Below are 25,626 nucleotides of genomic sequence, written 5' to 3' on the forward strand. Positions count from 1 at the left end.
CACGCACGGAAACGCGAGGTGCGACCGCGCCGGACCGTCCGTAGATTGGATGGACCCCGCTGTGAATGGAGTCTCCCGTGCCCGGAATCCGCGCCCTGCGCCCGTCCTGTACGAACGCCGTCGGCTGAGCCACCGGAAACCACGACGATGACCGCGCACACCTCACCGCATCCGTTCGACGAACGCACCCGCCTCTTCCTCGACAGGCCGCAGAGCCGCAAGTGGAGTCTGCACCCCGGTCGCATCGGGGCGTGGGTGGCGGAGATGGACTTCGGGGTCGCGCCCGAGATCGCCGAGGCGCTGCACCGGGCGGTCGACGACGAGAACCTCGGATACCTCTCTCCGCCGCAGGCCGCAGAGCTGGGTGAGGCCACCGCCGAGTGGATGCAGGGGGAGTACGGCTGGGCGGTCGACCCGGAGCGCGTGCATCCGGTCTCCGATGTGATGGCGGCTCTCGGCGTCGCGGTGCAGGAGTATGCGCCCGCAGGTTCGCCAGTGATCGTGCCGACTCCGGCCTATATGCCGTTTCTGACATATCTGCCGGCGATCGGGCATCCGGTGATCGAAGTTCCCGGTGTGGAGGTCGACGGACGCTGGCAGCACGACCTGCAGCGCATCGATGAGGCGTTCGCCGCCGGTGCCCGGACGCTCGTGCTGTGCAACCCGCACAACCCGACCGGAACGATCGTCGGCCGCGAAGAGCTCGAGGCCATCGCCGAGATCGTCGAGCGGCACGGCGGCCGGGTGTTCGCCGACGAGATCCACGCGCCGCTGCGATACGACGGCGCGCCGTTCGTGCCGTACGCGTCGGTGTCGGAGGCGACGGCCGCGCACACGGTGACCGGCACGAGCGCGTCGAAGGCGTGGAACATCCCCGGGCTGAAGACCGCGCAGCTCATCACCTCGAACGAGACGGATCAGCAGCTGTACAAGCGGTTCGGGTTCGCGGTGCAGCACGGGGCTTCGACCCTCGGCGTGGTCGCCTCGACGGCCGCGTATCGGGCGGGCAAGCCCTGGCTGTCGGACGTGCTCGACTACCTCGACGGGTCGCGGCGGGAGCTCGCCGCGCTGGTCGCGGAGCATCTCCCCGGCGCCGTGTACCGGGTCCCCGAGGCGACCTACATCGGCTGGATCGATACCCGTGCGCTCGGTATCCCGGGGCCGCCGGCGGAGTTCTTCCGCGAGCAGGCCGGGGTAGTGCTCACAGAGGGTCGGCTGCTCGGGCGGGGTGCCGAAGGCTTCGTCCGGGTCGTGTTCGCGACTCCGCGCCCGATCCTCGAAGAAGCGTTCGCGGCGATGGGCGATGCCGTGCGGCGGGCCGGCTCCGCGCGCTGAGGCGATCGAATCGGACACCTCCGCGGAAGGTGTCAAGGGGCTCTGCCGTTGTCGGTCTTCTGTCGTACAAAGGGAGGCGAGAGAAGGGATCCCGCATGGCTGCAGGTGATATCGAGACGTTCCAACGCAATGGCATCTGGTTCAACCGCATCGAGGGTGAATCGCAGACGTTGGGCGCGAGCTTCGAGACCGAGGCCGAGGCGGTGAAGGCCGCTCGTGGTGCGGCGATGGCGCGGCAGGTAGCCCACACGGTGCGCACCGAAGAGGGGCCGTCGAAGGATGAGAGCGCGTACGAGCGTCACCCGCGAGACCTGATCGGATGAGCGTGCCGCCCGAATCGACACCCGTTGCCGGGTCCGAGCGACGGATGCTGTTGCAGGCATGTGTCAACGGTGCCAGGGATCCGGCGGAGCATCCGTGGCTGAGCCTGGATGAGGGCGTGGTCGCCGACGATGCCGCCCGGGCCGTGGCCGCCGGTGCCCGCGAGGTGCACGTGCATCCGAAGGATGCGGCCGGGCGAGACAGCCTGGCGGCCGACGATGTCGCGCGATGGGTCGCGGCGGTGCGTCGAGCGGCGCCGGGTGTTCCGGTCGGGGTCACGACCGGGGAGTGGGCCGAGCCCGACGTCGAGCGTCGCCTGGCCGCGATCGAGTCGTGGACCGAGCTGCCCGACCACGCATCCGTCAACTGGCATGAGTCCGGTGCCGATGAAGTGGCGGCCCTGCTGTTGCGGCGAGGCGTCGCGGTCGAAGCGGGGCTGTGGGATGCGGCGGGCTTCGAGGTGTGGAAGCGCTCGCCCGTGCGTGCACGGTGCCTGCGGGTTCTGATCGAGCTTCCGGATGAGCCGGCCGAGACCGTTCGCGAGCACGCCGAGGGGATGATCGCGCACGTGTCGCTCGAGGAGCCCGATCTGCCCATCCTGCTGCACGGCGAGGAGGGTTCGACGTGGCCGTTGTTCGACCTCGCGGTCGAGCTCGGCGTGGATGCGCGCATCGGCTTGGAAGACACACTGCTGCTTCCCGATGGGAGCACGGCGCCGGGGAATGCGGCCCTGGTGCGCGCGGCAGTGGAGCGGATGCGGGGAGTCTGACGCGAGGAGCCGTGGGTCTGCGGCATCCTGAAGCCATGTTCGGCGACAGCATCCTCCTCATCATCCTGTTCTGGTCGGCCGTGATCCTCATCGGCGTCCTCATCACGTGGCTGGTGATCTACTCGGCCGTGCGTGCGGCTCTCACGTCGCACCGGCAGGCGATGGCGAGGGACGGGCGTCCCGGTCAGGTCTGAGCAGCGGGCGGAGCGACGGACGGCGGGTGTCGTCGTCTGCTCGCGGATTCGGTCGCGCCTGCCTTGAGCGGCGGGTTCCATCTGGCAGGGTCTCCCCATGACCGAAATATCGCCCGCTGCCGATCAGCCCGCGCGCGCTCGCGCCCTGCCCTTCGCGATCGGCGTCGGCGGGGGCGTGCTGGGGATTCTGCCCTGGCTGATCGGCGGCGGCATCCTTCCGCTGCAGAACCTGTGGGCGACGGCGACGATGCCCGAGGACATGCCGTTCGTGCTGTTGCCGCTGAGCCAGTACTTCGCCACGTTGCTCTTCTCTGTGTTGTTGCTCGGTGGGGTCTTCGCCGGGTTCGTGCTGCACTTCGTGGCGCGCCGTCGCGCGGTCGCCGTGTGGCCCGCGGCGCTCGGGGTGCTGCTCGTGCACGTGATCGCGGTGGTGCAGAGCTTCGCTGTGCTGGCAGGAGGGCTCGGGCTCGGGCGCGGTGGCGACAGCCGGGTGATGCTCTACTTCGCCGGGCTCCTCGGTGGTGTGGTCGCGGCGATTCTCCTCGCGCAGCTGGGGTGCTGGATGACGTCGCGGCGTTCGGTCGGCGTGGTCGCGCTCGGTGTGGTGCTCGCGGCGGTGCCGTTCGGCACCTGGGTGGGCCGCTGTTTCCTGGCCGTCACGGGCGACGCGTTCCCGCCGGTGTTCCTGCCCTATCTGTCGCCCTGGCTGCCGGCGATCGTCGTCGGTGCGGCGCTGGTGTGGTGCGGAGTGCGGCCGGCGTGGCGGATCGTGGTCTGGGTCGCAGGACTGCTCGCGCTGTGGATCCTGCCCGCGCTGTTCACGGCGATCCAGTACGGACTCGGCATGCGGGTGCTCGACGGCGATGTTCCCGAGATGATGAGGGCGTCGGTGGGGGTGTTCCCGATGGTGCTCGCCGAGGTGTGGCAGCCGGTGATGGTGGCGTTCGTGATCGGGGTGGTCGGCACGGTGGTGCGGATGGTGGTCGAGCCGGATCGGACGCCGGCGGTCGTGAACGACGCCGCGCCCGACGTAGCGGTCTGAACGCACCCCGACCGAGGTACTCCCCGGGGGTCTGCTAGCGTCACAGACGTCGCTCGACTCCCTCCCAGAAAGAAGCCATGAACGCTGCTGCCGCCAAGACCGTGTCCGCCCTCGCCCTCCTCGCACTGTTGGGTGTGGGAGCTGTCGGGTGTGCCGGCGAGCCGGCGTCGAACGGAACCAAGGAAGACACGCAGTCATCGTCGGAGCAGAAGGAAGAGGCGCCCCAGCCGGTCGACCTGACCGGTGAGTGGAAGCAGAGCAATTCCAACGACCCGGAGAGCTTCCAGACGGCGACGATCACGGCCGACACCATCGAGGTCTTCTGGAACGCGCCCGACACCAAGTCGCTGTACTGGGCAGGCACGGTCGAGGTTCCGGAAGACGGTTCGACCTCGTTCACCTGGGACTCCGTCAACGACAAGACCAAGACCGACTCGGCGATGCTCGCATCGGGCGACGACACGAAGACGTTCACTTTCGAGAACGGCGAGCTCTCCTACGACGTCACGGCCATGGGCACGACGATGACGGTGCGCCTCACGCAGGAGTGATGTCGGGGTGCGTCGCGGCGGTCACTCGTCGCCCGCGCGCTCCCATCCCGACCAGTCGGGGCGGTCGACGATGCAGAACCGGTTGCCCTCCGGGTCTTCCATGATCACGTAGTCCGCGTCGGCGGGGCGGTTGTCCCAGTGCACCTCGCGCGCGCCCAGCTCAGTGAGTCGACGCACTTCGGCGGCCTGGTCTTCGGCGTAGATGTCGAGGTGGATGCGCGGCGGCAGCACCCGTTCGGAGTGGTGCGCGTCGAGGGAGATGCAGGGGGCGTCGGCGTCGCGGGGCTTCAGCACGACCCAGTCGTCTTCCGCCGGGTCGCGCTCGACGTAGTCGAGGGCCGCTTTCCAGAAGCGTGCCTGTGCGGGGAGATCGTTCACGCGGATCACGATCGATGCGAGCTTCAGCATGCGGTCGAGTGTAGGGCGGGGTGGGACGGCCGACCATGGTTGATTCCGATATGAAGCACCACGATCGAGCACTCAACGTCTCTCTTCGTGCGAGAGTGTTCGGCTGACGTACTGTGACAACTCAGCCCCACCGGAGATCACATGAATCGCTCACCTGCGCAGATGGCCCCTGACTCGTACACGAACTCGTTGCGCACACGGCTGCGGGTTCTCTTCTCGCCTGTGCGTCTGACTCTCTACATCGCGGCGATCACCTTCTCGGTGGTGGCGAATGTGATCTACCTCCGCGACGGCACCGGCACCGAGTGGCTCGGGCCGGCGTCCGTGGTGCCGCTCCTCGCTTTGGTCGCCTGGCAGTTTGCGACCGACAAGAAGATGAGGCGGCTCGACCGCGAGAGCGCAGACCGCGACTCATAGCGGGTCCGCTCGCAGCGCGACAGGTGAGCGGTCTCCTCGGCCAAGGGCGTAGGAACGCGAAACGCCCCCGCCGTTCGGGTCGGCGGGGGCGTTGGTTTCGCGGGTGCGGGTTACTGCACCGACCATCCGCCGTCGGAGGCGAGGATGGCGCCGTTGATGTTCACGGCGTCGTCCGACAGCAGGAACGTGATGGATGCCGCCAGGTGCTCGGCCGTGGCGACGGTCGGGATCGCCTGCTGGAACGGGGCGAGGCGGCCGGAGCCGTACTCCGACATGTTCGGGGGCATCGGGATGCCGGTGGCGACGCCGCCCGGGGCGACGGAGTTCACGCGGATGCCCTTCGGCCCGTACATGAAGGCTGCGGACTTCGTGACGCCGATGATGCCGTGCTTGCTGGCCGTGTAGGCGTTGCCCGAGGCGTTGCCGCGCAGACCGGCCTCGCTTGAGACGTTGAGGATCGCGCCGCGACCGGCTGCTTCCATGACGGGGATGACCGCGCGCATGAGCTTGAACGGAGCGGTGAGGTTGATCGCGATGACGCGGTCCCAGACGGCGTCCGGGGTCTCGCCGGCGGGGGAGAAGTCGTCGTTGATGCCGGCGACATTGGCGAGGCCGTCGATGCGGTCGCCCGCGGCGGCGACGACGGCGTCGATCGCGTCCTGCTTGGTGAGGTCGCCGGCGACCGTGACGATGTCGGCATCCGGGAGCTCGGCCTTGAGGGCGTCGAGCTTCTCGGCGGCGATGTCGCTGGCGATCACGCGTCCGCCTTCGCGGGCGATGCGCGAGGCGGTGGCCTTGCCGATGCCCGAGGCGGCGCCCGTGACGATCACGGTCTTGCCGGCGAAGCGGCCGGCGGTGACCTTCTCCGTCCAGCCCTCGGAGGCGTCGTCTTCGGGGATCTCGCCGCCGTTGGCCGCGCGCACGAGGTCGTCGACGACCGACTGGGGGAGCTGGCCCTGGCTCATCGCGACGAGCTGCTGAAGGGGCAGGCCCAGCACGGGGGTGAGAAGTTCGGGGTCGGCGCCGGTCTGCTCGAAGAGTGCGCGGATGAGGGGCCCGCCGGTCGGGTCGTTCATCCAGTCGCCGATGGTGGAGTGTGCGGTGAGGGCCATGCTCTTTCTCCTTGTTCGAGTTTCGCAACGGTGCGTCTACTTATATTCCAGTGTACGCCTGAGTACGCTCGAAAGGTGCCCCGTCCTCGTAGTGAAAAAGCCCGCCAATCCGTGCTGGAGGCGATGCGGCGCGCGCTCGCCGCAGACGGGTACGAGGCCGTGACGATCGAGGGTCTCGCCGAGTCGGCGGAGGTCTCGAAGCAGACGATCTATCGGTGGTGGCCGTCGAAGGCCGCGATCCTCGGTGAGGCGCTGCTCGAGGGCGGGTTGCCCGGGGCGGATGTCGCGGTACCGATGACCGCCGACCTCGGGGCGGATCTGCGGGCGTGGTTCTCTGCGATGAGCGCATCTCTTGCAGATGCCGACGGCGTGGCGATCGCGCGGGCGCTGATCGTGATCACGGCATCCGATCCGGAGCTCGGTCTTGCGCTGAACGAGAAGCTGGCCGCGCCGATTCGGGAGTGGGTCGCCGCGCGGATGGCGCTGGCGGTGTCGGCCGGCGGTGTGAGAGGGGATGCGGATGCTGCCGCTGTCGCGGACCAGTTCATCGCGATGGCGAGTTACGCAGCGCTGCTGGGCCAGCCGTTGAGCGCCGAGCGGATCGATGCGACGGTGGCCGTGCTGCTGCGGGGGATCTCGGCGCATCCCGGTCGGTGAGCGTCGTCAACGGTGGGCGAGGCCCTCGCAGGTCACGGCATCGCGGAACTCTCCTTCTTCTACCTCGACCTTCACTGACGCCGTGTATGCGCTCCTCGGGATGATCGAGATCTCGGCGGCGCCCGCGCTGCTGATGTGAGGATCGTCGGCGCAGATCGCCACGACGATCCATTCCGTCGGATCCGACGTCGACAGGTTGAAGGATGCGGGCTCGCCCACGCGTGGGGACGAGTCCTGGATCAGGAACTCCGTGTCCGTCGACGCGACGTCATTCACCCAACTGAGGCGCTTTCCGATGGCCTCACCGGTCTTCACGGCAGGTGCTCCCGAGCAGGCCGTGGCCGTCACCATCAGAGTCATGGTGACGATCCCGACAGCTGCGGCTCTGGCTACAGTCCGCACGAGATCGCTGAGCGTGAAGGGTTGAAAGCGGTCAGCGTACCGCTCGTCCCGACGGTGTTCCGGGTCACTCCTCGGCGGCGGACTGAGTGACGAGTGAGAGCGGACAGGAAGACCCCCTTGCGTAGTGTTCCTTGAGATCACGAGCACAGCCGCAGGGTCTCTGTGATGATCGTGATATTCACATCAAAGACACATATGACGACATAAGCAATATATTTGACGACGGAGTGGATGTGGATGCTGCCGCGATCGCGGACCAGTTCATCGCGATGGCGACGTACTTCGCGTGATCGGGGCGAACGGCGACTCCGGACCACCGCTCTGCGTCACACCTCTATGCGAGTGGCCTTGTCCGTCAGACGCCACGGCACCGAGTACTCCGCATACTTCATGCCGTTCGAGGACATGTGCTTGATCTCTTCCGCAAAGGCCGCCGCATCCTCAGGATTGTCGAAGACGCCGTAGATACCAGCGTCATCCTCGTCATCGAACACAATCCACACAGAGCTCATGCCTACATCCTCCATGCGGCGACCAGCTACCCAAAGCGCACCCCGCTCCACCGCCCGCAGCGTCCGCGCCGGTCGCTCAGGGGGATGAAGAACCGCCTCGCTACTGAATGAGCAGCGAGGCGGTTCGGTGACGGAATCAGGACTCGCGGGAGCGTCGGTCGCGCCAGATGATGCGCAGGACCAGAGCCAACGCGCCGAGCATGAGCACGAACGCTGCGAGCCAGAAGATCCACACAACGTCCTGGAACAGGGGGAGCTTGGCGACGATCGGGAGCATTGCGCCGACGAGGATCATCGCCGCGACGGTCGTACGCTCACGCGCGGTGCCGCGGACACGCTGAGTCATCGCGAGACCGTTGCCTTCGCCGCGCAGTCTCCCGTGCTGAGTCCGATCACGCCTCCGGTTGCTGTGACGCATACTGCGATTTCCACGTGGCTCCTTATCGATCAACCCTGCATGATGTGTAAGATGTTACGCCGTCCGACGGGGCTCGTCTGTCCACCGTTAGGGGACCTGGGAGGGTCGGCTCCGACGCCGGTGGCAACCGGCCGACGCTCAGATGACTAGATGTCCCCCTCGGCGACCTGGAAACAGATGGGCATGGTGCGAGGGTACTGGTTCGCGGTGGTCGCTCAGCGCTTCACTCGGTAACGCAGGTGGAGCACCCCGGCGCCCGGAATGACGTCGACCGGATCCTCCAGCAGCTGCTGCGCGTCGATGGGGCCGAAGAAGCGCTTGCCCGTGCCGAAGACGACGGGCGCGACGTCCATCCGCACCTCGTCGACCAGCCCGGCCGCGAACACCTGTCCGCCGACGTCGCCCGCCGATACCTCCACGATCCGATCCCCCGCCAGCTCCTGCGCCTTGGTCACGGCCGCCTCGATGCTGTCGACGAAGTGGAACGGCGCCGCGGGATCCCAGCCCTCGGGCGCAGGGCGGTGGGTGACGACGACCACGTGCTCGACGCCGCCCGGAGGCACGCCATCCCAGCCGTCGGTGAGGTCGAAGACGTGGCGTCCGACGATGGTCGCCCCGACCTGGTCCCAATACGGGCGGGTGTAGTCGAAGGATGCCTGCGACACCTTCAGGGCTCCGCTCTCGTCGAGCGGCACGTCGCCGCTCATCAACCAGTCGAAAACGGGACCTGGTTGGTCGTTCTCGTCGGCGATGAATCCGTCGACCGACACCGATGCGTACATGACGACTCTGCCCATGGGGTGCTCCTCTGCTCTGCGGTGTCCTCAGGCTAGGCGCGCGGCTCACGGGAGCGCTTGTAAGAAATCAATCGGTCGGCAGCGACCAGTTGTCGAGTGCATGATCGGGATGCTCGCGCAGGAACCGCTGGCGCACCTCGACGTACCGGGTGGGGGTGAGGCCGGTGAACGCGCGGAAGTCGTGCCCGAAATGCGCCTGGTCGAAGTAGCCCGCGCGCGTGGCGACGTCTGCCCAGTCGATCGGCGCGGCGAAGTCGATCGCGAACAGGGTGGCGGCGAAGCGGCGGGTGCGGGCGAAGCGCTTGGGCGTGACGCCGATGATCTCCTTGAACCGCTGGGTGAGATGGGTGCTGCTGACACCGGATGCCGCGGTCAGGTCGCCGATCGCGACGGTTCCACTGGTCTCGACGATGGCGCTTGCCGCGTCGCGCACCAGGTCCAGGCCCGGGACATCGCGCAGCTGCCGCCCCAACTCCTCTTCGAGGATCGCCATCATCCCTTCCGGCCCGTCGGCCGCGACCAGCCTCTGTCGAAGTTCGGTGACAGCGGGCCTTCCCCACACTTGCTCGAGCGTCACCGGTCGATCGCAGAGGGCGGATGCCGGCATTGGCACGAACGGTGCCAGACCCCAGGCTTGGAAGTGCACGCCGACCGATCGCGTCGTGGGTGGGTATGCGAAGTCGATCGCGCGGGTGGGCGTGCTGACCACGCATCCGTCGGCATACTCCGATGCTTCGGGCTCTTCGCCGGCGCGGATGCGGAACGGCTCCCCGAGGTTGACGATGAGGAACGACCCCGGCATCGGCGGGAGCGTCAGGCGAGGGTACGGCGGCGCGCCCTCGAGGAAGTAGAGGTCGTCGATCAGGCCGTCGAGCGGCGGCTGCGGCACTGCGGATACGTACTCCACGGGATCACAGTAGCCCTGGCGGTGCGGACCCCCGCATGCCGCCAGCCGAAACATCCCGGGCGTCCGCACGTGTGTGCTTTGATCTGTGGGTATGCCACCGGTCGTCGAGGTTTCATTTGTCTCGTTCGGCCCTTTCTTGAGGAGCGCGAAGTATGACCGGGTCCATGTTCAGCTGGTGGGGTCTCGTCATCAGCGTGGTCGTTCTCGTCGTGATTCTGGCGATCGTGTTCTTCGTCGTGCGGGGGATCGTTCGGTTCTTCCTGCGACGCCGGCCGGAGCGGCCGGGGCCGCCTCGTTCCTCTCTGGAGTGAGGCGGCTCCGGCCGTCGTTCGATCGGTCGTTACTGCTCGACGCTGGCTGAAGACTGCGCCTCCGTCCGCCCCTCCGCGAACCGCGCCTGCGCCCGGTCCTGACGCCGTCCGACCTCGACGAGCTCCGTCGCCTTCGGCAGTCCCATGGGCTTCGTCGAGACGTAGACGCTCTCGGCGGTGTCGACGCGGAAGGTCTCGTGCCAGACGCCCACCGCTCCCGGAGCCTTGCGGGCTGCGCGGTTGAAGGCGGTCCAGGCGGGGCGGTGCTGCTGGTTCGGGCTGGACGCGTAGGCGTAGAGCTTGTCGACGGATGACCAGTACTGCACGACGTAGGGTCCACCCGAGCCGAAGAGCAGGTGGTAGCCGAGCATGCCCGAGTCGGGGTCGGTGCTGAGTTCGCGCAGCATCCCCGGCATGGCGAAGAAGGCCGGCATCCACAGGTCGGGGCGCCACCAGCGGTTGATCTGCATCCCGATGTGGAACACGACGAGCTCGCCCTCGTGGCGGTGGGTCATGCGGCCCGTGATGACTTTCGACATGATGACTCCTTGGTTGGATAGTTTCACTATCCATAATGGATAGCGCTACTATCGAAGTCAAGAGGTGGCCATGAGAATTTCCGAACTGTCAACCCAGACCGGCGTGACCGTGCCGACGATCAAGTACTACCTGCGAGAAGGGCTGCTGCCCGAGGGTGAGCGCAGCGCGCCGACTCAGGCCGCGTACGGCGAGAAGCACGTGGAGCGGCTGCGGGTGATCCGGGCGCTGCTCGACGCGGGGGTGAGCATCGCCGAGACCCGGCGGGTGCTGACGGCCCTGGATGAGCCGCCGGAGAGTGCGCACAACCTGCTCGGGATGGCGCATGCGGCGATCACTCCGCCGGTGGATGAGTCTTTGGATCTGACGGACGCTGAGGCTCTTGTCGCGGGGCTCGGGTGGAAGCCGGGTATGTGTGACGAGGCGGTGCTGCATGCGGTCGCGCGGGCGTTGCAGGGGCTGGAGCGCGTGGGGTTCACCGTTCCGGATGCGGCGATGGCGGAGTACCTCGCGAGCATGCGGCGGATTGCGGATGCGGAGATTGCGGGGGTGCCGGAGGAGTCTGCGGAAGCCGCGGTACGGTACGTGGTGTTGGGGTCGGTGCTGGTGGAGCCGTTGTTGTTGGCGTTGCGGCGGGTGGCGCAGCAGGTGAGCTCGGGGGAGAGGTTTGGTGGGGACGGATAGCGTCATTCTCAGCGAGCGCTGAGATATCAACCTGATTCACCCCGGCCGCCGATAGATGCGCCTACCGTTGCGGCGATGATCGCTGCTACGCCCTCGGGTGCCTCATGCTCCCAGAAGCGCAGCACTGTCCATCCTGCGAGTTGCAGGCGCGCGTCCGACTCGCGATCGCGCTCGATATTCCGCCGAAGTTTTGGAAGCCAGTAGTCGCTATTACGTTTCGGGTAGGTGGCATGAATCGGGCAGCCGTGCCAGAAGCAGCCATCGATATAGATGGCGACACGGGCGCGAGTGAACACGATATCGGCGCGGGATCGACCGCCAATCGGCGCGAAGTCCACCCGATATCGGAGACCAGCAGCATGAATCAACCGTCGGACGGCCAACTCCGGCTTGGTGTCGCGGCGTCGATTTCCGCGCATCGAACGTCGTGACCCCTCGGTGCTCGCCCACGACATGAGAGCAGCTTATGTCGCCCTGGTTTAACCGAGTACGAACTATCAGCTGCTCGCTTTATCGTCAGGAAGTCGACTCCAGAAGATACAGATGCCCTTCGTTCAACAGAGTCGCATAGCGCTGACGGACACTTGAGGCGAAATCCGGGTCTCGGATGATGACGCCAGCCTCAAGGTTCTTCTCGTGAGCGGCCTCGGAGAGATTCGCACTGGTGATGAAAGCAGTGCTGGAGTCGACGACGACCACCTTGGAGTGTTGAACACCGCCGAGGGGGCCGGGCTTGAAGCCGAGGAAGCGCGCGCCGTGCAGCTTCTCCTGCATCCAGGCGGCTGTTTTCCCATCATTCAAGTTCGCATCCACAAGTACGGTTGTTTTCACCCCGCGCGCCACGGCTCGCCACAGGGATTGCATGTACGCCGAGTTCGATGAGGCAGAGTACGTCGAGGCGAAGACGTCCTCGGTGGCTTCGTCGATGAGGTGCGCGATGGCGGCAGTGGTGTGGTCGCCGTCGCCCGCAAAGGTCGGTCCGCTCCACACTGCACGCAGGTCCATCCCGTTCGACTTCGCCGCTGCAGAGAACCCACGGAGCACCGCCGCCAGATTGGCCGCGCCGAGCACCGTGAAGCACTCGGCAAGCGATGCTTGAGATAGACCAGCCGGTAGTTTCGCCGACGCCTTCGCGAGGCTTCCGTCGATCTCGAGGCTCGAAGCGAGCTTGAGTGCGAGCGACGGCGATATCGCCCGAGCCAGCTTCTCGATCGCCTCGGCCACGCGTCAGCTCCAGCTCTCGTAATCGATGCCGGCGAGCAGCGGGGCGAGCCCCTGGGAACCGGCACTCAGGTCGAGCACGAACCGTCGATCGAGGAATCGATTCGCCCGCTCGCAGGAGGTCTCCGAGACGAAGGCGCAGAAGTGGCAGGCGGCTCCGTGCAGGAAGTCCTCCTGATCGCGCGGCACGCGGTGGGCGCATATCGGATCGGATGAGCATCGTCGAGAGCGGTGCAGAGCCTCATGCATCACCGACTCGAGCCGCTCCGTGCGTGCCAGGTCGACTAGCCCGCCGAGTGTGCCCTCGCTGTCGGGCGAGGTCGTCGTGATCAGGATGCCGGCCGCTGGCGCTCTGCCGTCTGCCTCCCGCCACGCATAGATCCGCTCCGACAGCGATGCCGATCCGTAGCCGCTCGACATCGCCATCTCGCGGATCAACAGGTGCGACAGGGTATGCAGCGCCCAGTAGCGGGGCGGAGGCATCCGCGCGTCGGCGTCGAGTTCGGCGGCGGTGCGGCTCTGGCGCCGAGCGAGGTTGCGTTCATGTGCTGCGACGTGCGCATCCCAGACCTCGTTCTCCAGGACGCTCGACTCCCATGAGGAGATGACTTTCTCGTCGAAACGGAGGAAGACGCCTTCACCACGGTCCTCGGTGGCTGGCACCCATGTCGGCTTGCCGGACAACGAGATGGGTGCGACCCGGCCGGGCTCATCGCCAACCCGGTCGAGCGCATCGATTCGGGTGAATCCGATGAAAGCGTTAGCTTTCCGGATGCGGTCGACGGCAATCACTTCGTGGAGAGGAGCTGCGATGGAGGATGCGATCTCAACCGAATGCACTTTGAACCCGTTCCTCCGATCCTCGGCGAGGAACTCGTCCGGGTGTGTGAGCGTTTCCCATTCGGGCACCAAGAGGTGGTTGGGGTCGTAGACCGTCGACACCGGCGAAGCCGGGATGAGTGGAGGAAGATCGCCCTTCGCCACCTGAACGGCGTGCCAGAGGTCTTCGTCAGAGATACCAGCGAACTTCCCGGTCATGCTCTCAGGTGCGAACTCGCGCCACGAGCTCACCGCTGCGAGCGAGGTGAGCTTCATCACCTGGGCCGGAGGCAGTCCCATGACCTCACCTACGGTGTCGGCGGGCTTCGGTTCCCTGCGCGATGGCAGCACGAGCACACTCGCCGTTGCCGGAAACCACTGATTCGCCGCACCGAGCAGCATCAACCGAACCTCGCCCTCGCAAGGATCGGTCGTCGAGGCGAATGAGGGCAGGTGCGGGTGCCGCCCGCGGCAGTTCGGCAGGGAGGTTTCGCCACCGGCCCGCGTCAGCTCGGCGATATTACGGGACGAGTCGCACTGCACGCATTTGATCGTCACCTGCGGGCCGAGGTTCGAGCGCCACTCCAGCATCCGCAACTGTGGATTCGGCACGCAGTCGGTGGGATGCCCGTCGGCGCCGTGCACCCAGTCAATGTAAGGGAACTCGTCGAGATGACCGTTCGTGCAGGCGATCAAGTAGCGGGCCGGTACAGCGATGCGATCCCGGCCAGTGCCACCCTTGAATCGCCCCTTGCACTTCCGGTGCAGGAAGCGTGCGAGGTCGGGCCGGTGCTTGCGGGTGTTCTCGAAGTCGAAAACCCCCGCCGAAACGGGCGCGAGCAGGTCGCATCCGGTGCAGCGCAACCACTGAGGGAAAACTCGGGTCGGGATGCCGATAGGCGCCGTCTCTCCACCGCCGAACATCTCTGGCATCCACGGCGGCTGGCGAAGCTCGCCGACCTTCTCGAGCCCGGGCTGGGAACGCACCGCCTGAAGAAGTCGGGGCACAAGAACGAGCGTCGGGTCCCCGCCCATACGCGCGTACGCTTTGTCCCACGCATCGATGCCTTGTGGCATGACCGCGATGTGCGGGAGGTCCACGGTCGCACCGATACCCGACGTGTAGAGCATCGCATTCGGCCTGACGGATCCGACTCGCGCTCGATTCTTCGTCTTCAGCTCGGAATCGACGAACGGGTCGGCGACCTCACCGGGCACCCCTGGTGCGACGTTAGGAATGACGCCTTCGGATGCTGCGGGGGCGTCGCTCTCGAGATCGGTCATTTGTCGTCCTTCCTCCGCGTAAAGGTCCACTTCGGGGTCGCGGTCGACGCGGGTTCCGTCAGTTTGCCGGGGAACGGCGATACGAGCAGGTCGATCTCAGGCTGCACCTCGCGCATCGAGTTCGCGACCTGGAAGAGTCGGTCTCCGTCTTCGCCGATCGTGTCCTCGGGGCTGACCAGCAGCGGCACGATGTGTTGCTTGGGCAACGACTTGCGGGCATACGTCAGCCCACCGCCGTGCAGGTCGGACCGCTCGGTCCATTCGTCGAGTCGGAAGACGAGCTTGCTCTTCGTCAGCGCGGCCGCGGCGTCATCGCTCGCCTGTGCGACGCGGTCTACGAGCCTGTCGACGAGCGCGTCGACGGTTGCACGTCGGTACGTGATGCGCCCGGCGCCGGCTACTGCATCCGGCGAGAGCGAGACGTCAGCCGCGGCACCCGCATCGATCACGCGGGCAGCCGAGACGATAAGCCCCGTGAGTCCGCGTTCGAGGGAGGCCTCCGAGAACGGTGTGACCGACAGCGCCTCAACGTTCGCGTAGAACGTGTCGTGGTAGTGCTCGAACTGCTCGTAGTGCGCCATGTCGCGAGGACGCGATCGGTTTGCGAGGGTCACGACCAGACCCGGCTTCTCCTTCTCACGACCGACTCGGGAGGAGGCCTGGATGTACTCGGCCGTGTTCTTCGGCTGACCGACGATCAGCATGAGTCCGAGACGGGGCACGTCGACACCGACCTGGAGCATGGATGTTGCGAGCACGACATCGAACGGCAGTTCGCGATCGGGCAGCTTCTCGCCGGCTTTGAGCTTCGTGGCGATCAAGGCACGACCCGTGGTGGAGTCGAGCTCGGCATCGAACGGCGATGCGAGGTGCGTGAGCGTCTTGCTGATCTCCGACGACGAGATGCGCGAGGTCAGCTCGCCGATGCGTAGCGGGGTCCGCCGACGCGGGTACCCGCTCGACTTGTCCGGGTTGCTGACACGTGTTGTGACATCATCCTCGAGGTAGCGCCGCATGCCCGCGAGCTCGCGCGTGGCCGAGAAGTAATCGACCACGGTGAGGTACGGCTCGGCGGCATCCCCGTGAGTGTCGAAGAGCCGCTGTCCAGCGAGCAGCAGGATTTCGCTGAGACGGATCTCCGCGAGCGTGAGCCGGGCGCCGTGGAGACAGACACCCAGGTACTTGCGCCCGGGCTCCTCGTCGAGCGGAACCTCCTTCGAGAAGAAGGTGTCGCTGACGCTGAGCACCTGAGGCGGGAACACCTCGACATCGCGCGCGTATAGCCGTTGCACCTGCTCGGCCGCCTTGCGCACGGTCGCCGTGGACGCGATCACGAGCGGCTTGGCCGTCTTCGCGGCATCCGCTTCGCCGAGCTCCCAGCTCGACAGCACATCGATGGCGCCTTCGAAGAGCCCGACGGCGGTGCCGAGGGCGCCGGTGATGAGGTGCAGCTCGTCCTGGATGATGAGGTCCGGCGGTCGGAGTCGACCGGTCGGCTGCACCTGCGTCGGCGGGTACGTGCTTCCGTTCGCCGTGCTCGCGTTGTGGTGGTCAGCCCCGCAGATGCTCGCGTCCGTGTCCGGGTGCTTGTACCCGTGGCGCGGGCACTTCTTCGCCACGTAGCCGAAGAGGCTCGCCGCCTCGCCTTCGCGTGCGAGTCGAGCGAACTTGTCGACCGTCGCGAGCAGGAAGGTCGGCGGGTGCCGGTAGATCTCATCGTCGACCGTGAGCACCGGGAGGCCCTCGACAGCCGTACCACCTGCACTGAACGGGCATCCGTTGCGATTGTTGCCGCAGTAGACCCGGATGCGTTTCGCGACGTCGTCGGCCTCGACGTTCGCCTTCGGATTGATCGGAGTTCCGCACCACGGGCAGTGGCTGAATTGCAGCACCGTGAGACCGAAGGCGGCGCCCTCGCTGTCGCGCACGCTCTTCACCTGGTCGGCCGCTTCGGCGTACCGCTTCGGGCTCACGCTCGATCCGACCCAGAGTCCGATGCGGAACGGCACATCGCCCCAGACGGTCGGATCTTCCCGGCGCACTATCTCGGCGGCACACATCAGCGTTGTCGCTCGCAGGAACTGCTGCGATGTGAGCAGTCGCAGCGTGTACCGCATGAGTACGGCGACACCGTCGCCGCCGTCGAGCAGCCCGTCGGGTGTCTCGACCTTGCCCTGCAGACGACGGATGCCGAAGGTGAACGCCGCGAGACCGAGATACGCCTCGGTCTTGCCGCCACCGGTCGGGAAGAACAGCAGCTCGGCGCGAGGGAAGTCGGACGAGCGGCGCTTGTGGGTCGGATCGACGACCGCCGGCAGCTGCATCAGGATGAAGGCCAGTTGGAACGCGCGCCAGGATGCCGCCTTGTCTCCGTAGCCCTCGATCTTCGTGGTCGCCGCAGCGATCGTGACAGAGGGCTCGGCGATGCGCACGGCCGCGATCTGCGAGCGGATGCGCTGGTCGCGCATTGTGCGATTCATGAACCAGAACGCCCGCTGCGCATGCTGGTCGGTCGTGAGCAGGTCGAGGCCGGCGCGGAGCCGGTCGAGCGCAGCTTCACCGTCAGCAATACCGATGGCGCCTTCCTTGCGGAGCCACTCGGGGAGCTGCTCCTTCGCAGCCGCCTGCTTCTTCAGCCACACGTCGTAAGCATCGATGAGCGGTTGGAGCCCGGCGCGCAGCTGGGTAGGGTCCGCTTCCATGAGCGCACGCATGCTGAGTACGGCACCCGGTACGTCCGGCGCCTGGGTCTGCGGTACCTCAGCGGTCGGCAGCCAGGTCGTGCGCACGGCCGATGCGCGACGGACATCCTCGGGGGAGACATCCCAGGTGGCGGACGCGGTGCGACCGACGGCAAACTCCAGACGGTCGCGGTACAGCAGGTCGAGACGACGAACCTCCTCATCGCGCGAGGCGCGATCGTCGACGAGCGCATCGCGAGTCGGGAGGAATACGGCGGATGCCGCGTCGGGGGCGGTTACTTCGAGCTGGGCTTGGAACAGCCAGAGTCTCGGAGGCAGCTCGCGCCCGGTCTGCTTGGAGTTGAGCAGGGCCGCCTCCACGACGCGACGACCTTCGTGATCGAACACCTCAACGGAGAGGTCCACATCGTCGGCGAACGCACGGCGCACGGATGCCCCGCTCTCGATCGTGGAGATGCCGATATCGACGGTCTCTTCGAACGGGGTGCGGTCGTAATAGGTCTGGGTCCGGCCCTTCTCATCGACCTTGCGGTGCGACTCGTACCTGCCCCAGCGGGCGATGAAGCGCAGCGTCAACGTCTCGGCGCTGACCTGGAAGCGGATGCCCATCGACGACGGAGCGATGATCTTGGACTCGGGTCCACGATCTTCATCAGAGTCGGTGGGAGACGCCTCACCGATGGTCTCCTCTTCATCGGCCGGCACGCCCTGCACTTCGTGCGCAGCCGACAGATCGGCGACCGCGAGCGTTTCGTCATTGCGGACGTCGTCGAGCGTCGCCGCGGAGGCGGTGGGGGTCGTCGCTGAGTCGGGCCCCTCGAGCAGAGAGATCGGCGCCAACGCGCCCGCCAGGTAGCGACCGCGCGGCGTGCCGACGATCGTCTCGGTCGGCCCGTCCCACGGCCCGACGAGGTCGCGTTCGAGCAGGTCGAACAGCTCGTTGCGAACGTGCGCCGAGGTTGTGCTGGTTTCGTCGCTCACTAGAACATCGCTCCTTCGGGCTTCGCGGAATCCTCCAGCGACTTGCCCTTCTTCTTCGAGCCGAGCCCGGCCGCGGCCTCGGCGGCCGCGCGTCGGTGGTTCTCCTCGAGCAGCCGGTCGAGGATCTCGACCCGCGCCGCTGGGCTCACCGTCCACCGCTCCATCTGACGGTATGTGTGGAAGCCGTGGTCGAGCAGAATGTCGGTCCATCCGTACGCATCCACCACTGCCTCATCGATCTGCACATGGATCGAGCGGATGAGGTCGACATCCGCATCGCCCTGCGCATCGGGTGAATTCACGAGATTGTAGAGCGCGGTCAGCCCGAGCTGACGCCGCAACATGATCTCTCGGCGTAGGTTGTCCAACTGCCATCCGGCCTCGGCGAGCTGCGCCGTACTCCTCGGTCGAGGAAAGGTTACAAACACGTCCGACGGCGTATAGCGGGGGTCTGAGCGAAGGCCGGACCCGTAGTAGATCGCCCAAACTTGGTGTGTCGTAGACGACAGGACGGCCTGCTGGGCGAAGTTGTCGGTTGCGAACACGACGACGGAGTGAGTGAACACCTGTTGAGCCGGCACCCGAAGTGGCATAAGCGCTTTGCTGGTGATAGCGATGGCAAGCACAGAGCTCAAGGAGGAAATCGCGGTCCGCATTGCCCTCGCGTCCCGCTCGTATCTCCACCACCGCGCCTGCAGCTTTGGTTTCTTGTCCAGAGTCATTCGATGCGGTCGAACGTGAGTTTCAACGTGGTCGAGGACTGCTCTGTACTCCTGAGCCTCTGTCAACTCCATGTTGTAGAAGTCCGCCGCCCACATTGGGGCCGAACCGGACGGGTTGCTGTTGATGTCGATTCCACCGAGGGTGGGGAAAAGGACACGCGAGTTCCGCGAATCTAGCGCGATGAATTCTTCTGCGCGGTCAAGAGTGAGTTCGAATCCCGTCCCATTCATATAGCATCCGACAAACGCTTGGTTCAGATTCTCAGCCAACGATTCGGGCAATCGCTCAGACCGCCCGCTTGGCTCAAGGAAAGACGAGATCCTTGCCGTCGGGACCCCGTCGCAGATGGCTCGAACACCCTCGGCCAACGGTCGTCTGGTTGCCCATACAGCTGCGTACTCGACGTTGGCGCCACTGGCAGGCCACGGGCGACTCTGAATCGCCCGAACTATAGTCATCCCTTTCCCTGAGAGCCGGTCAAGTGCCACTTCGCGCGTGTCGCCTTGCGCGATGGTGTTGGTCGCAATCAGCCCAATCGTGCTTCCCGCCGAAGAGATGTCCGCTTGTCGGCAGAAGAAATAGGCAGACAAGTCGGCGTTGCCCCGCGCTCCGTCGGCCACGACGCTCACGAGCCACTCGCGCAGATCAGATCCGATCGCGTTGGAGACCTGTTTCCCGGGTACGAACGGCGGATTTCCGATGATCGCGTCAAACCCTCCATGATCGTGGAGCACATCGGGGGCTTCGATGATCCAATGCAACGGCTTCCAGCGCGCTTCACCGGTGTTGACTGTCGGGGTGAGCCCGGCTCGGGTGATGGTTTCGAGGCGTCGATGGTCGGGAGTGGCGTCGCTTTCGGGGTACGCATCGCGAAGCGCATCGGCAAGTTCGTCATAGCGAGCATCAAGCTTCATGCCTGGCTTGCCCCCCTGAAGCAAGCCAGCTGCGATGATCCCGTCAGCAACATCGCGCAGCTTCGACGTGACCCGCTTTGACTCTTCAAGCAGCGCTCGCTTTGCCCGTGTCGAGCGCATTCGATCCGCGTCGTCAACCTGCCCCGAGGCGAGCTCCCGTCGCAGTCGAGCCGCCTTCTCCAAGTCTGCATCGACATCGAAGCGCAGCAGCTTCCGCGGCTTTATCTTGCTCTTCGACGGATCGATGTGCTGGTAGCGCAGTTGATCCTCAGTCGTCACCCCGAGCAGCGAGTTCCCATGGAACACTCGGTCGTCGACGAACGAGAACGGTTTTCCAGGATCCATCGAGATGAGCCAGAGCGAGAGCTTGCACATTTCGACGGCCATGCCGTTGATATCGGCACCGTAGAGGCAGCGGGCGACGACCTCGCGGATCGCCCAGCGTTCGAGCTCGGGCTCCTTCGCGACATCCAGACCTTCGAGTGCTCGCGCCTCGACGAGTCGGGCCGCTAGATACCGTGCCGCCGCGACGAGGAAAGCGCCGGAACCCACGGCGATGTCGGCGACCTTGAGGTCGAGGATCTCGGTCGACGACTTCAGCTTCCACTGAGTTTCGTCTTCGGTATCGAGCGGGCCGGGGGAATACACGAGCGGCTGGAGTGCGTGCATCACGACCTCTTCTGCAAGAGATCGCGGGGTGTAGTGCGTGCCCGTGTTCGCGCGCTGCGGTGATTCCGTCATCACGATGCCGCCGGCTGGGACGACATAGGGGAAGTCGCGCAGGTCGGTGCGGATGAGGCCGGCGAAGGGCAACAGCTGCTCTGCGGTCTCGTCATCATCGAGCAGCGTATGGCGGAGCTTCGTCCGGGCCTCGGCCTCCTGCTCGTCATCCGCTGACGCATACGACTTCGCGATTTGATTCGCGGTCTTCGGCTTCGCGTGCTCCTGCGTCTTCTTAAGATGCTCGATGAGGCGCTTCGCGAAGTTCGCCGGTGTTGTGGCCGCTGCAGCGATCGCTTCGAGTTCGGTAAGCGGGATCTCGGGCTCGAAGCCCGCCTTCCCCTTGAGTCCGACCGTGAGCTCGGTCGCATACTCTGCCGAGTAGCCGAGCAGGCCTTCGTACACGTATCCGATCTGTTCGACGTCGAGCTCACGGAACGAGAGGTGCCGTGCGTCGCCGGCGACGATTGCGATCTGCACCGCATTCAGCACCTTGAGCATCGCCCGGTCGGAAACGCGGACGAGGAGGCGGCCTTGTTGGTTGGTGGCTTCGAGCCATGGGAAGCGGGCCGGTTCGAATAGCGACCCCCCGTAGGCCGGCATCCGTATGTCTTCGAACGAGGCACCGTTGTAGACCGCGTTGCTCGCGGCGAGCAGGCGGTGCCAAGTCTCCCAGGTGTGATCGAGCGCCTCAGCGGAAGTCGCCTGCGCTTCGGTCGCGAGCCTATCGCGGATGTCCGAGATCGCGTATGCGGTGCGGTAGAGCTCATGCTCGGGCAATAGACCGCGTTCTTCGGCGAAGAGGAGGAACACGACACGCATGAGCACAGTGACCGCGCCTTCGTAGACGAGCTTCGGGTCCTCGGGCATTGGCGACTCACCATGCTCGGCGAGAGCACGCAGGTGAACATCCGAGAAAGACTGCAGCACGAGCTCCACCGCGCGACGCACCTGATCGCCGAGTGCCTCTGTGATCTGCTCGGCGCTCGCGACACTCTCGGTGAACAGGAGGTCGAGCCGCTTCTCGGGCAGGCCGCCCGCGATCGAGGTGAAACCCGCGAGCGCCAAGAACGCGTCGCGGCTCGGGCGCTCCTGCCGCCACAGGTCCGCGTCGAAGACACCGCTCGCCGTCGTGACGTCCTTCGCCGCGGAGACGATCGCCCACCAGCGGCCGTCGGTGACGATGCCGACCGTGACGCCTGTCTCGCGGAGGAGGTTCGCCATGCGGTCGATCGCATTCGCCGACCACCCGTCGGCGCCGGTTGAACGCAGGTTCGCCGTGCTATTGACGACCGTGACGAGCGCGCGCGGCGCACCATCCGTCTCAAGAGTCGCCCAGGGAGCGACCGTGGCCGCGCTGTTCGGTGAATGAGCTTGGAGAGATGCCGCTGGCGCGAGGTTCAGGTCGTCCTCCCACTGCAGGAGATCGCGCAGAACGACGGTGACCCAGCGGTCGCGCGCCTCGCGGGCGACGTCGGCCGAAGCCGAAGCGGATGCCTTCAGCCAGCGCGTATGCTCCTCGACGAAGGTCGCGTTGACATCGTCGACCGAGGCATCGGGCTTCGGAAGGCCATGCGGGTAGAACGAGCGAAGCGCTGCCTTCGAGATGAACGGCCCATCGGTGTCGACGAGCGTCAGCCACTCCCACGTGTCTTCGGTTCGGGTCCTAGCGCCCACCAGCGGCCTCCAGCTTCTGCACATCATCGGGAGTGAGGGCGAATACGAGCGCGGCCACGAACGTGTGGGCGGTTACGTTGCGATAGCGGCGCTCTACGGACTCGCGCTCCGCTCGTTGCTCGTCGTCGAGGGTAGCGAGGCGCTTGCGTACGCGTTCGAGATCCTTCTCCCGCTGCGCTTTCTCCTCATCGAACTGGAACAACATCTGCTCGCCGGCTAGACGCGCCTCTTCAGCTGCTGCGAGGGTGCCCGTAAGGGTACCTCGGAAGCGATCGAAGATCGCGTCGATGGCGGCGAGGTCGGCGACGCGGCGTGATTCGAGATCGTCGGAGACTTCGCGCTTGCGGCGTTCGGCGCGCTTCTCGACAGCGTCCTTCACACGGGCTCCGAGGCCCTCGGAGTGGCCGGCGTCCGTGTTCCAGTTCTCGGCTACGCGCTGCAGCGCCGACTCGCTAGGGGCCGAGAGCCGAGAACCGTCGAGCGCCGACGCGAGCAGATCCTCTGCCTTCTCGATGCCCAGTTCCTGCCTGCGGGAGATGCGAGTTCCCGCCAGGAAGATCTCCTCGTGCAGGCGAACACCGCCCTCTCCGACGAGAACGAGACGCGCGACGCCGGCGGCGAATGACTGGTCGAGTCCTTCAACGACCACCGCGCTGACGCCGCGCACCTGGTCGGTTCGAGTCCAAACCTGGCCTCGCAGTTCCCGTGCCGCGCGCTGGATCAACGGATGGCCGAGATGAGCGAATACGGTATCGGTGCCGATGCGCGCCCGCTGCTCCTCGAAGGTCAGCGCGCGGTAGACGCCGCGATTGAGGCGCGTGTCCAGCCCGTCGAGGGCTGGGACCCACGACTTCGAGAGTCCGCGGGGAACCTCGTACAGCACGCCGTCCCGTCGGGGATCGTCTATCTCGCGCAACGGTGGCTGCCCCGACAAGCGCAAGCCCTCCTCCATCACACGGAGCAAGTTCTGTTCGTGGAGGTGCATCCGGTCACGTGAGCTGTCGAGGCGCTCCGCAAGTCGCGTGAGTTCTCGGCCCAGCTCGTGCTCCTCCTGGAGCACCCTATTTATGACGTGCTCGCCGGCATCCGTCTTCTGCTTGCGTGCCGGGCCCTCGCCGAATCCGAGCTCGCGCTGGAGGTCTGGGGCGATGATCTCGTTCGCCGATCCGATGTCGCGACGAACCTGTGAGATCTTCTGGGCCACGCGCAAGAGCAAGTCGACGTCCTTCGCGTAGGCGCTCTCTCCACCCGTCGCCTGGGGGTGCCATACCAGCGGCGTCTGTGTCTGCCCGTACCGGTCGATGCGACCGATGCGCTGCTCGAGGCGGTTCGGATTGAACGGGATGTCGAAGTTCACCAGGCGGTAGCAGTTGTTCTGGAGGTCGATGCCCTCGCCCGCGGCATCCGTCGCGATCAGAATGCGCACGGGCTCGTCCAGTGGGGGTGCGGTGAACCGCGCGCGGATGTCCTCCCGCGTCTCGGCATCGACCGAACCATCGATTACAGCGAGGCGGTCGCCTCCGTATCCATGCGCGGTGAGCACGTCTTTCAGCCAGTCGAGGGTGCTCACGTACTCTGTAAAAACGACGATTCGTTCGTCGCCCCAGCCGTGGCCAGGTACCATCACGATGCCATCGATCAACCGCATGAGTGCTTGGAGTTTGGTGTCTGGGCGGCCCTCGTGCTGTGAGCCCCAGGCGATCAAGGCCTCGAGGTCGGCGATGTCCTCCGCGGTCAGTGCGACTTGCGCGCGCTTCGCGCTGCGGAGTGCTTCGAGCTCTGGCTGCTCTGCGCGTCCCTCCTCCTCGTCGGCCGCTTCCTCGCCAAGTACGTCGTCGTACTCGGGCAGATCGAGGGCATCGTCGCCTCGTGCTGCGAGGTACGCCTCGGCTGTCGATGCGAACGCCACTGGCGAAGAGAAGAACCGCTTCTTGAGGATGAGAGTCGCGAGATCCGTCGCCCGTTTGCCGCGATCCTGCTTCACCGCGGCGTTGCGGCGCTTCGTGAAGGCGATGAGCCGCTCGTATGCCTCGGCTTCGCCTGCGGTCGGCTCGAAAGCGAGGGTCTGGACCTTGCGTGGGAGGAACCCCTTCTTCGGGAGGTCGCGCTTCAGGCGCCGCACGGCCACCTCGCGGAGCGCCTGCTCATCGAGGTCAGCCCCCCGCGCGAACCGCTGCTGGTCGATCATCTCGAGTAACGCCGTGAACGACTCCGTGTAACCGTTGTGCGGGGTCGCGCTCAGGAACAGCCGGTGCTCGCAGGCTTCCGCGAGACGGCGAACGGCGACGGTGCGGTGGCTGTCGATGGCGTAGCGGGCCTTCTGGTCGTTGGCACCGCGACCCGGCGTAGCGGGGGCTACGTGATGTGCCTCATCGACGACGAGGATGTCAAACGCGCGACGCGAGGCGGTACCGGCATCTTTTACGCTCGCGTACACCTCCTCGAGCATGCGTTCGGCTCGGGGGGCGGGAAGCCACGACATCGAGACGATCACGCGGGGGTAGACGCGGAACGGATTCGCATGCACGCCGAACGTGCGGCGGAAGGTCTTCATCGTCTCGGAGTTGACGATCTCGAAAGTCAGACCGAATTTGTCGCGCGTCTCCTCTTGCCACTTGAGCTGCAGGCCGGCCGGACAGACGATGATGACCGAGCGGGCGCGATGTCGAAGGAGAAGCTCCTGGATCACGAGGCCCGCCTCGATCGTCTTGCCGAGGCCGACGTCGTCAGCGAGGAGCATGTTGGCTCGCGGCGACTCGAGCGCTCGCCGCAGCGGCTCGAGCTGGTAGTCCTCAACGGTTGCGCTGCTACGGAACGGCGCCTGGAGCGTCTTAGGATCAGCACTCGTCAACGCGCCCCAGCGGAGCGCGTCGACGTAAGCGGCGAAGGTGCTCGGGTTGTCGAACTTCGACGGGTCGATGTGCTCGGGGAGGCCCTGTTCGCGAACCACGCTGCGACCCGGCTCGAGCTCCCAGATTACGGTTAGCTCGCGGCCGTAGTGATCGTCCTCGATCGATTGCAATGTCACAGCATGCTGCAGCTCGGCTCGACCATCGTCCGCACTGCTGCGTGGAAGCGACTGCGCTGAGACGTCGGTCACCGACCAGCGGGCGCCTCTCACGTTCACCAGGCGACCGACCTCGGGCACCTCGATCGAAGCCACTGTTGCCTCCGCAATCGAACTCACGCCTTCATCCCCCTAACCGCTGTT

24 protein-coding genes are annotated in these 25,626 nt (G+C 66.0%); 10 read left to right on the plus strand and 14 right to left on the minus strand.

What is annotated here, in order from left to right; translation table 11 throughout:
* Positions 1 to 147: 147 nt before the first annotated feature.
* From DW298_RS07510 to DW298_RS07530, 6 genes are all read left to right on the plus strand, one after another.
* A complete protein-coding gene (locus tag DW298_RS07510) occupies positions 148 to 1,335 on the plus strand; it encodes an aminotransferase class I/II-fold pyridoxal phosphate-dependent enzyme (protein WP_136041822.1) in 1,188 nt (395 codons plus the stop codon).
* A 95-nt stretch (positions 1,336 to 1,430) separates the two neighbouring features.
* The gene (locus DW298_RS07515; protein WP_136041823.1) at positions 1,431 to 1,658 is read left to right on the plus strand and encodes a DUF2188 domain-containing protein; all 228 of its coding nucleotides are present in this window, start codon (positions 1,431 to 1,433) and stop codon (positions 1,656 to 1,658) included.
* Positions 1,655 to 2,425, plus strand: coding sequence for a 3-keto-5-aminohexanoate cleavage protein (locus DW298_RS07520; protein WP_240745052.1), 771 nt, complete (start codon positions 1,655 to 1,657; stop codon positions 2,423 to 2,425). Before DW298_RS07515 ends, DW298_RS07520 begins: the two co-directional genes overlap by 4 nt.
* Before the next feature lie 35 nt (positions 2,426 to 2,460).
* Positions 2,461 to 2,619: a hypothetical protein gene (locus tag DW298_RS19290; RefSeq protein ID WP_156027153.1), complete on the plus strand. Its 159-nt coding sequence runs from the start codon at positions 2,461 to 2,463 to the stop codon at positions 2,617 to 2,619.
* 97 nt (positions 2,620 to 2,716) lie between these two features.
* Positions 2,717 to 3,661, plus strand: a complete 945-nt coding sequence (locus DW298_RS07525) for a hypothetical protein (protein ID WP_136041824.1) — start codon at positions 2,717 to 2,719, stop codon at positions 3,659 to 3,661.
* A gap of 77 nt (positions 3,662 to 3,738) precedes the next feature.
* Complete coding sequence (locus DW298_RS07530) at positions 3,739 to 4,212, plus strand: hypothetical protein (RefSeq protein WP_136041825.1); 474 nt, start codon at positions 3,739 to 3,741, stop codon at positions 4,210 to 4,212.
* A gap of 21 nt (positions 4,213 to 4,233) precedes the next feature.
* On the opposite strand, the gene DW298_RS07535 is transcribed toward DW298_RS07530, so the two are convergent.
* A complete protein-coding gene (locus DW298_RS07535; protein WP_136041826.1) occupies positions 4,234 to 4,620 on the minus strand; it encodes a VOC family protein in 387 nt (128 codons plus the stop codon).
* A 141-nt stretch (positions 4,621 to 4,761) separates the two neighbouring features.
* Between DW298_RS07535 and DW298_RS07540 the strand changes: the two genes are divergently transcribed.
* A complete protein-coding gene (locus tag DW298_RS07540; protein ID WP_168443195.1) occupies positions 4,762 to 5,037 on the plus strand; it encodes a hypothetical protein in 276 nt (91 codons plus the stop codon).
* A gap of 110 nt (positions 5,038 to 5,147) precedes the next feature.
* Here the strand turns inward: DW298_RS07540 and DW298_RS07545 are convergent, their stop codons facing one another.
* A complete protein-coding gene (locus tag DW298_RS07545; RefSeq protein ID WP_136041828.1) occupies positions 5,148 to 6,149 on the minus strand; it encodes an SDR family NAD(P)-dependent oxidoreductase in 1,002 nt (333 codons plus the stop codon).
* 75 nt (positions 6,150 to 6,224) lie between these two features.
* On the opposite strand from DW298_RS07545, the gene DW298_RS07550 reads away from it, so the two are divergent.
* A complete protein-coding gene (locus DW298_RS07550) occupies positions 6,225 to 6,806 on the plus strand; it encodes a TetR/AcrR family transcriptional regulator (protein ID WP_240745053.1) in 582 nt (193 codons plus the stop codon).
* 6 nt (positions 6,807 to 6,812) lie between these two features.
* Here DW298_RS07550 and DW298_RS07555 read toward each other — a convergent pair whose 3' ends face one another.
* From DW298_RS07555 to DW298_RS07575, 5 genes are all read right to left on the minus strand, one after another.
* The gene (locus DW298_RS07555) at positions 6,813 to 7,157 is read right to left on the minus strand and encodes a hypothetical protein (RefSeq protein ID WP_205820288.1); all 345 of its coding nucleotides are present in this window, start codon (positions 7,155 to 7,157) and stop codon (positions 6,813 to 6,815) included.
* Between the two features lie 377 nt (positions 7,158 to 7,534).
* On the minus strand, positions 7,535 to 7,720 hold the full coding sequence (locus DW298_RS07560) for a hypothetical protein (protein ID WP_136041830.1): 186 nt from the start codon (positions 7,718 to 7,720) through the stop codon (positions 7,535 to 7,537).
* A 136-nt stretch (positions 7,721 to 7,856) separates the two neighbouring features.
* Entirely contained in the window at positions 7,857 to 8,066 is a 210-nt protein-coding gene (locus tag DW298_RS07565) for a hypothetical protein (protein WP_136041831.1), read from the minus strand.
* Positions 8,067 to 8,353: 287 nt separating this feature from the next.
* Positions 8,354 to 8,935, minus strand: coding sequence for a dihydrofolate reductase family protein (locus tag DW298_RS07570; RefSeq protein ID WP_136041832.1), 582 nt, complete (start codon positions 8,933 to 8,935; stop codon positions 8,354 to 8,356).
* 67 nt (positions 8,936 to 9,002) lie between these two features.
* The gene (locus DW298_RS07575; protein WP_205820289.1) at positions 9,003 to 9,842 is read right to left on the minus strand and encodes a helix-turn-helix domain-containing protein; all 840 of its coding nucleotides are present in this window, start codon (positions 9,840 to 9,842) and stop codon (positions 9,003 to 9,005) included.
* A 152-nt stretch (positions 9,843 to 9,994) separates the two neighbouring features.
* Between DW298_RS07575 and DW298_RS19295 the strand changes: the two genes are divergently transcribed.
* Complete coding sequence (locus tag DW298_RS19295) at positions 9,995 to 10,153, plus strand: hypothetical protein (RefSeq protein ID WP_168429580.1); 159 nt, start codon at positions 9,995 to 9,997, stop codon at positions 10,151 to 10,153.
* Between the two features lie 29 nt (positions 10,154 to 10,182).
* Here DW298_RS19295 and DW298_RS07580 read toward each other — a convergent pair whose 3' ends face one another.
* Positions 10,183 to 10,692: a DUF4188 domain-containing protein gene (locus DW298_RS07580; protein WP_136041834.1), complete on the minus strand. Its 510-nt coding sequence runs from the start codon at positions 10,690 to 10,692 to the stop codon at positions 10,183 to 10,185.
* Positions 10,693 to 10,762: 70 nt separating this feature from the next.
* On the opposite strand from DW298_RS07580, the gene DW298_RS07585 reads away from it, so the two are divergent.
* A complete protein-coding gene (locus DW298_RS07585) occupies positions 10,763 to 11,374 on the plus strand; it encodes a MerR family transcriptional regulator (protein WP_136041835.1) in 612 nt (203 codons plus the stop codon).
* A 26-nt stretch (positions 11,375 to 11,400) separates the two neighbouring features.
* On the opposite strand, the gene DW298_RS07590 is transcribed toward DW298_RS07585, so the two are convergent.
* The 6 genes from DW298_RS07590 to drmD form a co-directional block, all read right to left on the minus strand.
* Entirely contained in the window at positions 11,401 to 11,829 is a 429-nt protein-coding gene (locus tag DW298_RS07590) for a very short patch repair endonuclease (RefSeq protein ID WP_136041836.1), read from the minus strand.
* Between the two features lie 61 nt (positions 11,830 to 11,890).
* The gene (drmC, locus tag DW298_RS07595) at positions 11,891 to 12,598 is read right to left on the minus strand and encodes a DISARM system phospholipase D-like protein DrmC (protein ID WP_136041837.1); all 708 of its coding nucleotides are present in this window, start codon (positions 12,596 to 12,598) and stop codon (positions 11,891 to 11,893) included.
* A gap of 3 nt (positions 12,599 to 12,601) precedes the next feature.
* Positions 12,602 to 14,698, minus strand: coding sequence for a DUF1998 domain-containing protein (locus tag DW298_RS07600; protein WP_136041838.1), 2,097 nt, complete (start codon positions 14,696 to 14,698; stop codon positions 12,602 to 12,604).
* Complete coding sequence (drmA, locus tag DW298_RS07605; protein WP_136041839.1) at positions 14,695 to 18,381, minus strand: DISARM system helicase DrmA; 3,687 nt, start codon at positions 18,379 to 18,381, stop codon at positions 14,695 to 14,697. Before drmA ends, DW298_RS07600 begins: the two co-directional genes overlap by 4 nt.
* Entirely contained in the window at positions 18,381 to 22,415 is a 4,035-nt protein-coding gene (locus DW298_RS07610; protein ID WP_205820290.1) for a DNA methyltransferase, read from the minus strand. Before DW298_RS07610 ends, drmA begins: the two co-directional genes overlap by 1 nt.
* Positions 22,405 to 25,578, minus strand: coding sequence for a DISARM system SNF2-like helicase DrmD (drmD, locus tag DW298_RS07615; protein WP_240745054.1), 3,174 nt, complete (start codon positions 25,576 to 25,578; stop codon positions 22,405 to 22,407). Before drmD ends, DW298_RS07610 begins: the two co-directional genes overlap by 11 nt.
* Positions 25,579 to 25,626 lie beyond the last annotated feature (48 nt).

The sequence above is a fragment of the Microbacterium sp. A20 genome (genome assembly GCF_004794515.1).
Classification (GTDB): domain Bacteria; phylum Actinomycetota; class Actinomycetes; order Actinomycetales; family Microbacteriaceae; genus Microbacterium.

Coding starts and splice junctions, on each gene's coding strand:
- DW298_RS07510 (WP_136041822.1), top strand. CDS start 148: ATGACCGCGCACACCTCACCGCATCCGTTCGACGAACGCACCCGCCTC.
- DW298_RS07515 (WP_136041823.1), top strand. CDS start 1,431: ATGGCTGCAGGTGATATCGAGACGTTCCAACGCAATGGCATCTGGTTC.
- DW298_RS07520 (WP_240745052.1), top strand. CDS start 1,655: ATGAGCGTGCCGCCCGAATCGACACCCGTTGCCGGGTCCGAGCGACGG.
- DW298_RS19290 (WP_156027153.1), top strand. CDS start 2,461: ATGTTCGGCGACAGCATCCTCCTCATCATCCTGTTCTGGTCGGCCGTG.
- DW298_RS07525 (WP_136041824.1), top strand. CDS start 2,717: ATGACCGAAATATCGCCCGCTGCCGATCAGCCCGCGCGCGCTCGCGCC.
- DW298_RS07530 (WP_136041825.1), top strand. CDS start 3,739: ATGAACGCTGCTGCCGCCAAGACCGTGTCCGCCCTCGCCCTCCTCGCA.
- DW298_RS07535 (WP_136041826.1), bottom strand. CDS start 4,620: ATGCTGAAGCTCGCATCGATCGTGATCCGCGTGAACGATCTCCCCGCA.
- DW298_RS07540 (WP_168443195.1), top strand. CDS start 4,762: ATGAATCGCTCACCTGCGCAGATGGCCCCTGACTCGTACACGAACTCG.
- DW298_RS07545 (WP_136041828.1), bottom strand. CDS start 6,149: ATGGCCCTCACCGCACACTCCACCATCGGCGACTGGATGAACGACCCG.
- DW298_RS07555 (WP_205820288.1), bottom strand. CDS start 7,157: ATGGTGACGGCCACGGCCTGCTCGGGAGCACCTGCCGTGAAGACCGGT.
- DW298_RS07560 (WP_136041830.1), bottom strand. CDS start 7,720: ATGAGCTCTGTGTGGATTGTGTTCGATGACGAGGATGACGCTGGTATC.
- DW298_RS07565 (WP_136041831.1), bottom strand. CDS start 8,066: ATGACTCAGCGTGTCCGCGGCACCGCGCGTGAGCGTACGACCGTCGCG.
- DW298_RS07570 (WP_136041832.1), bottom strand. CDS start 8,935: ATGGGCAGAGTCGTCATGTACGCATCGGTGTCGGTCGACGGATTCATC.
- DW298_RS19295 (WP_168429580.1), top strand. CDS start 9,995: ATGACCGGGTCCATGTTCAGCTGGTGGGGTCTCGTCATCAGCGTGGTC.
- DW298_RS07580 (WP_136041834.1), bottom strand. CDS start 10,692: ATGTCGAAAGTCATCACGGGCCGCATGACCCACCGCCACGAGGGCGAG.
- DW298_RS07585 (WP_136041835.1), top strand. CDS start 10,763: ATGAGAATTTCCGAACTGTCAACCCAGACCGGCGTGACCGTGCCGACG.
- DW298_RS07590 (WP_136041836.1), bottom strand. CDS start 11,829: ATGTCGTGGGCGAGCACCGAGGGGTCACGACGTTCGATGCGCGGAAAT.
- DW298_RS07600 (WP_136041838.1), bottom strand. CDS start 14,698: ATGACCGATCTCGAGAGCGACGCCCCCGCAGCATCCGAAGGCGTCATT.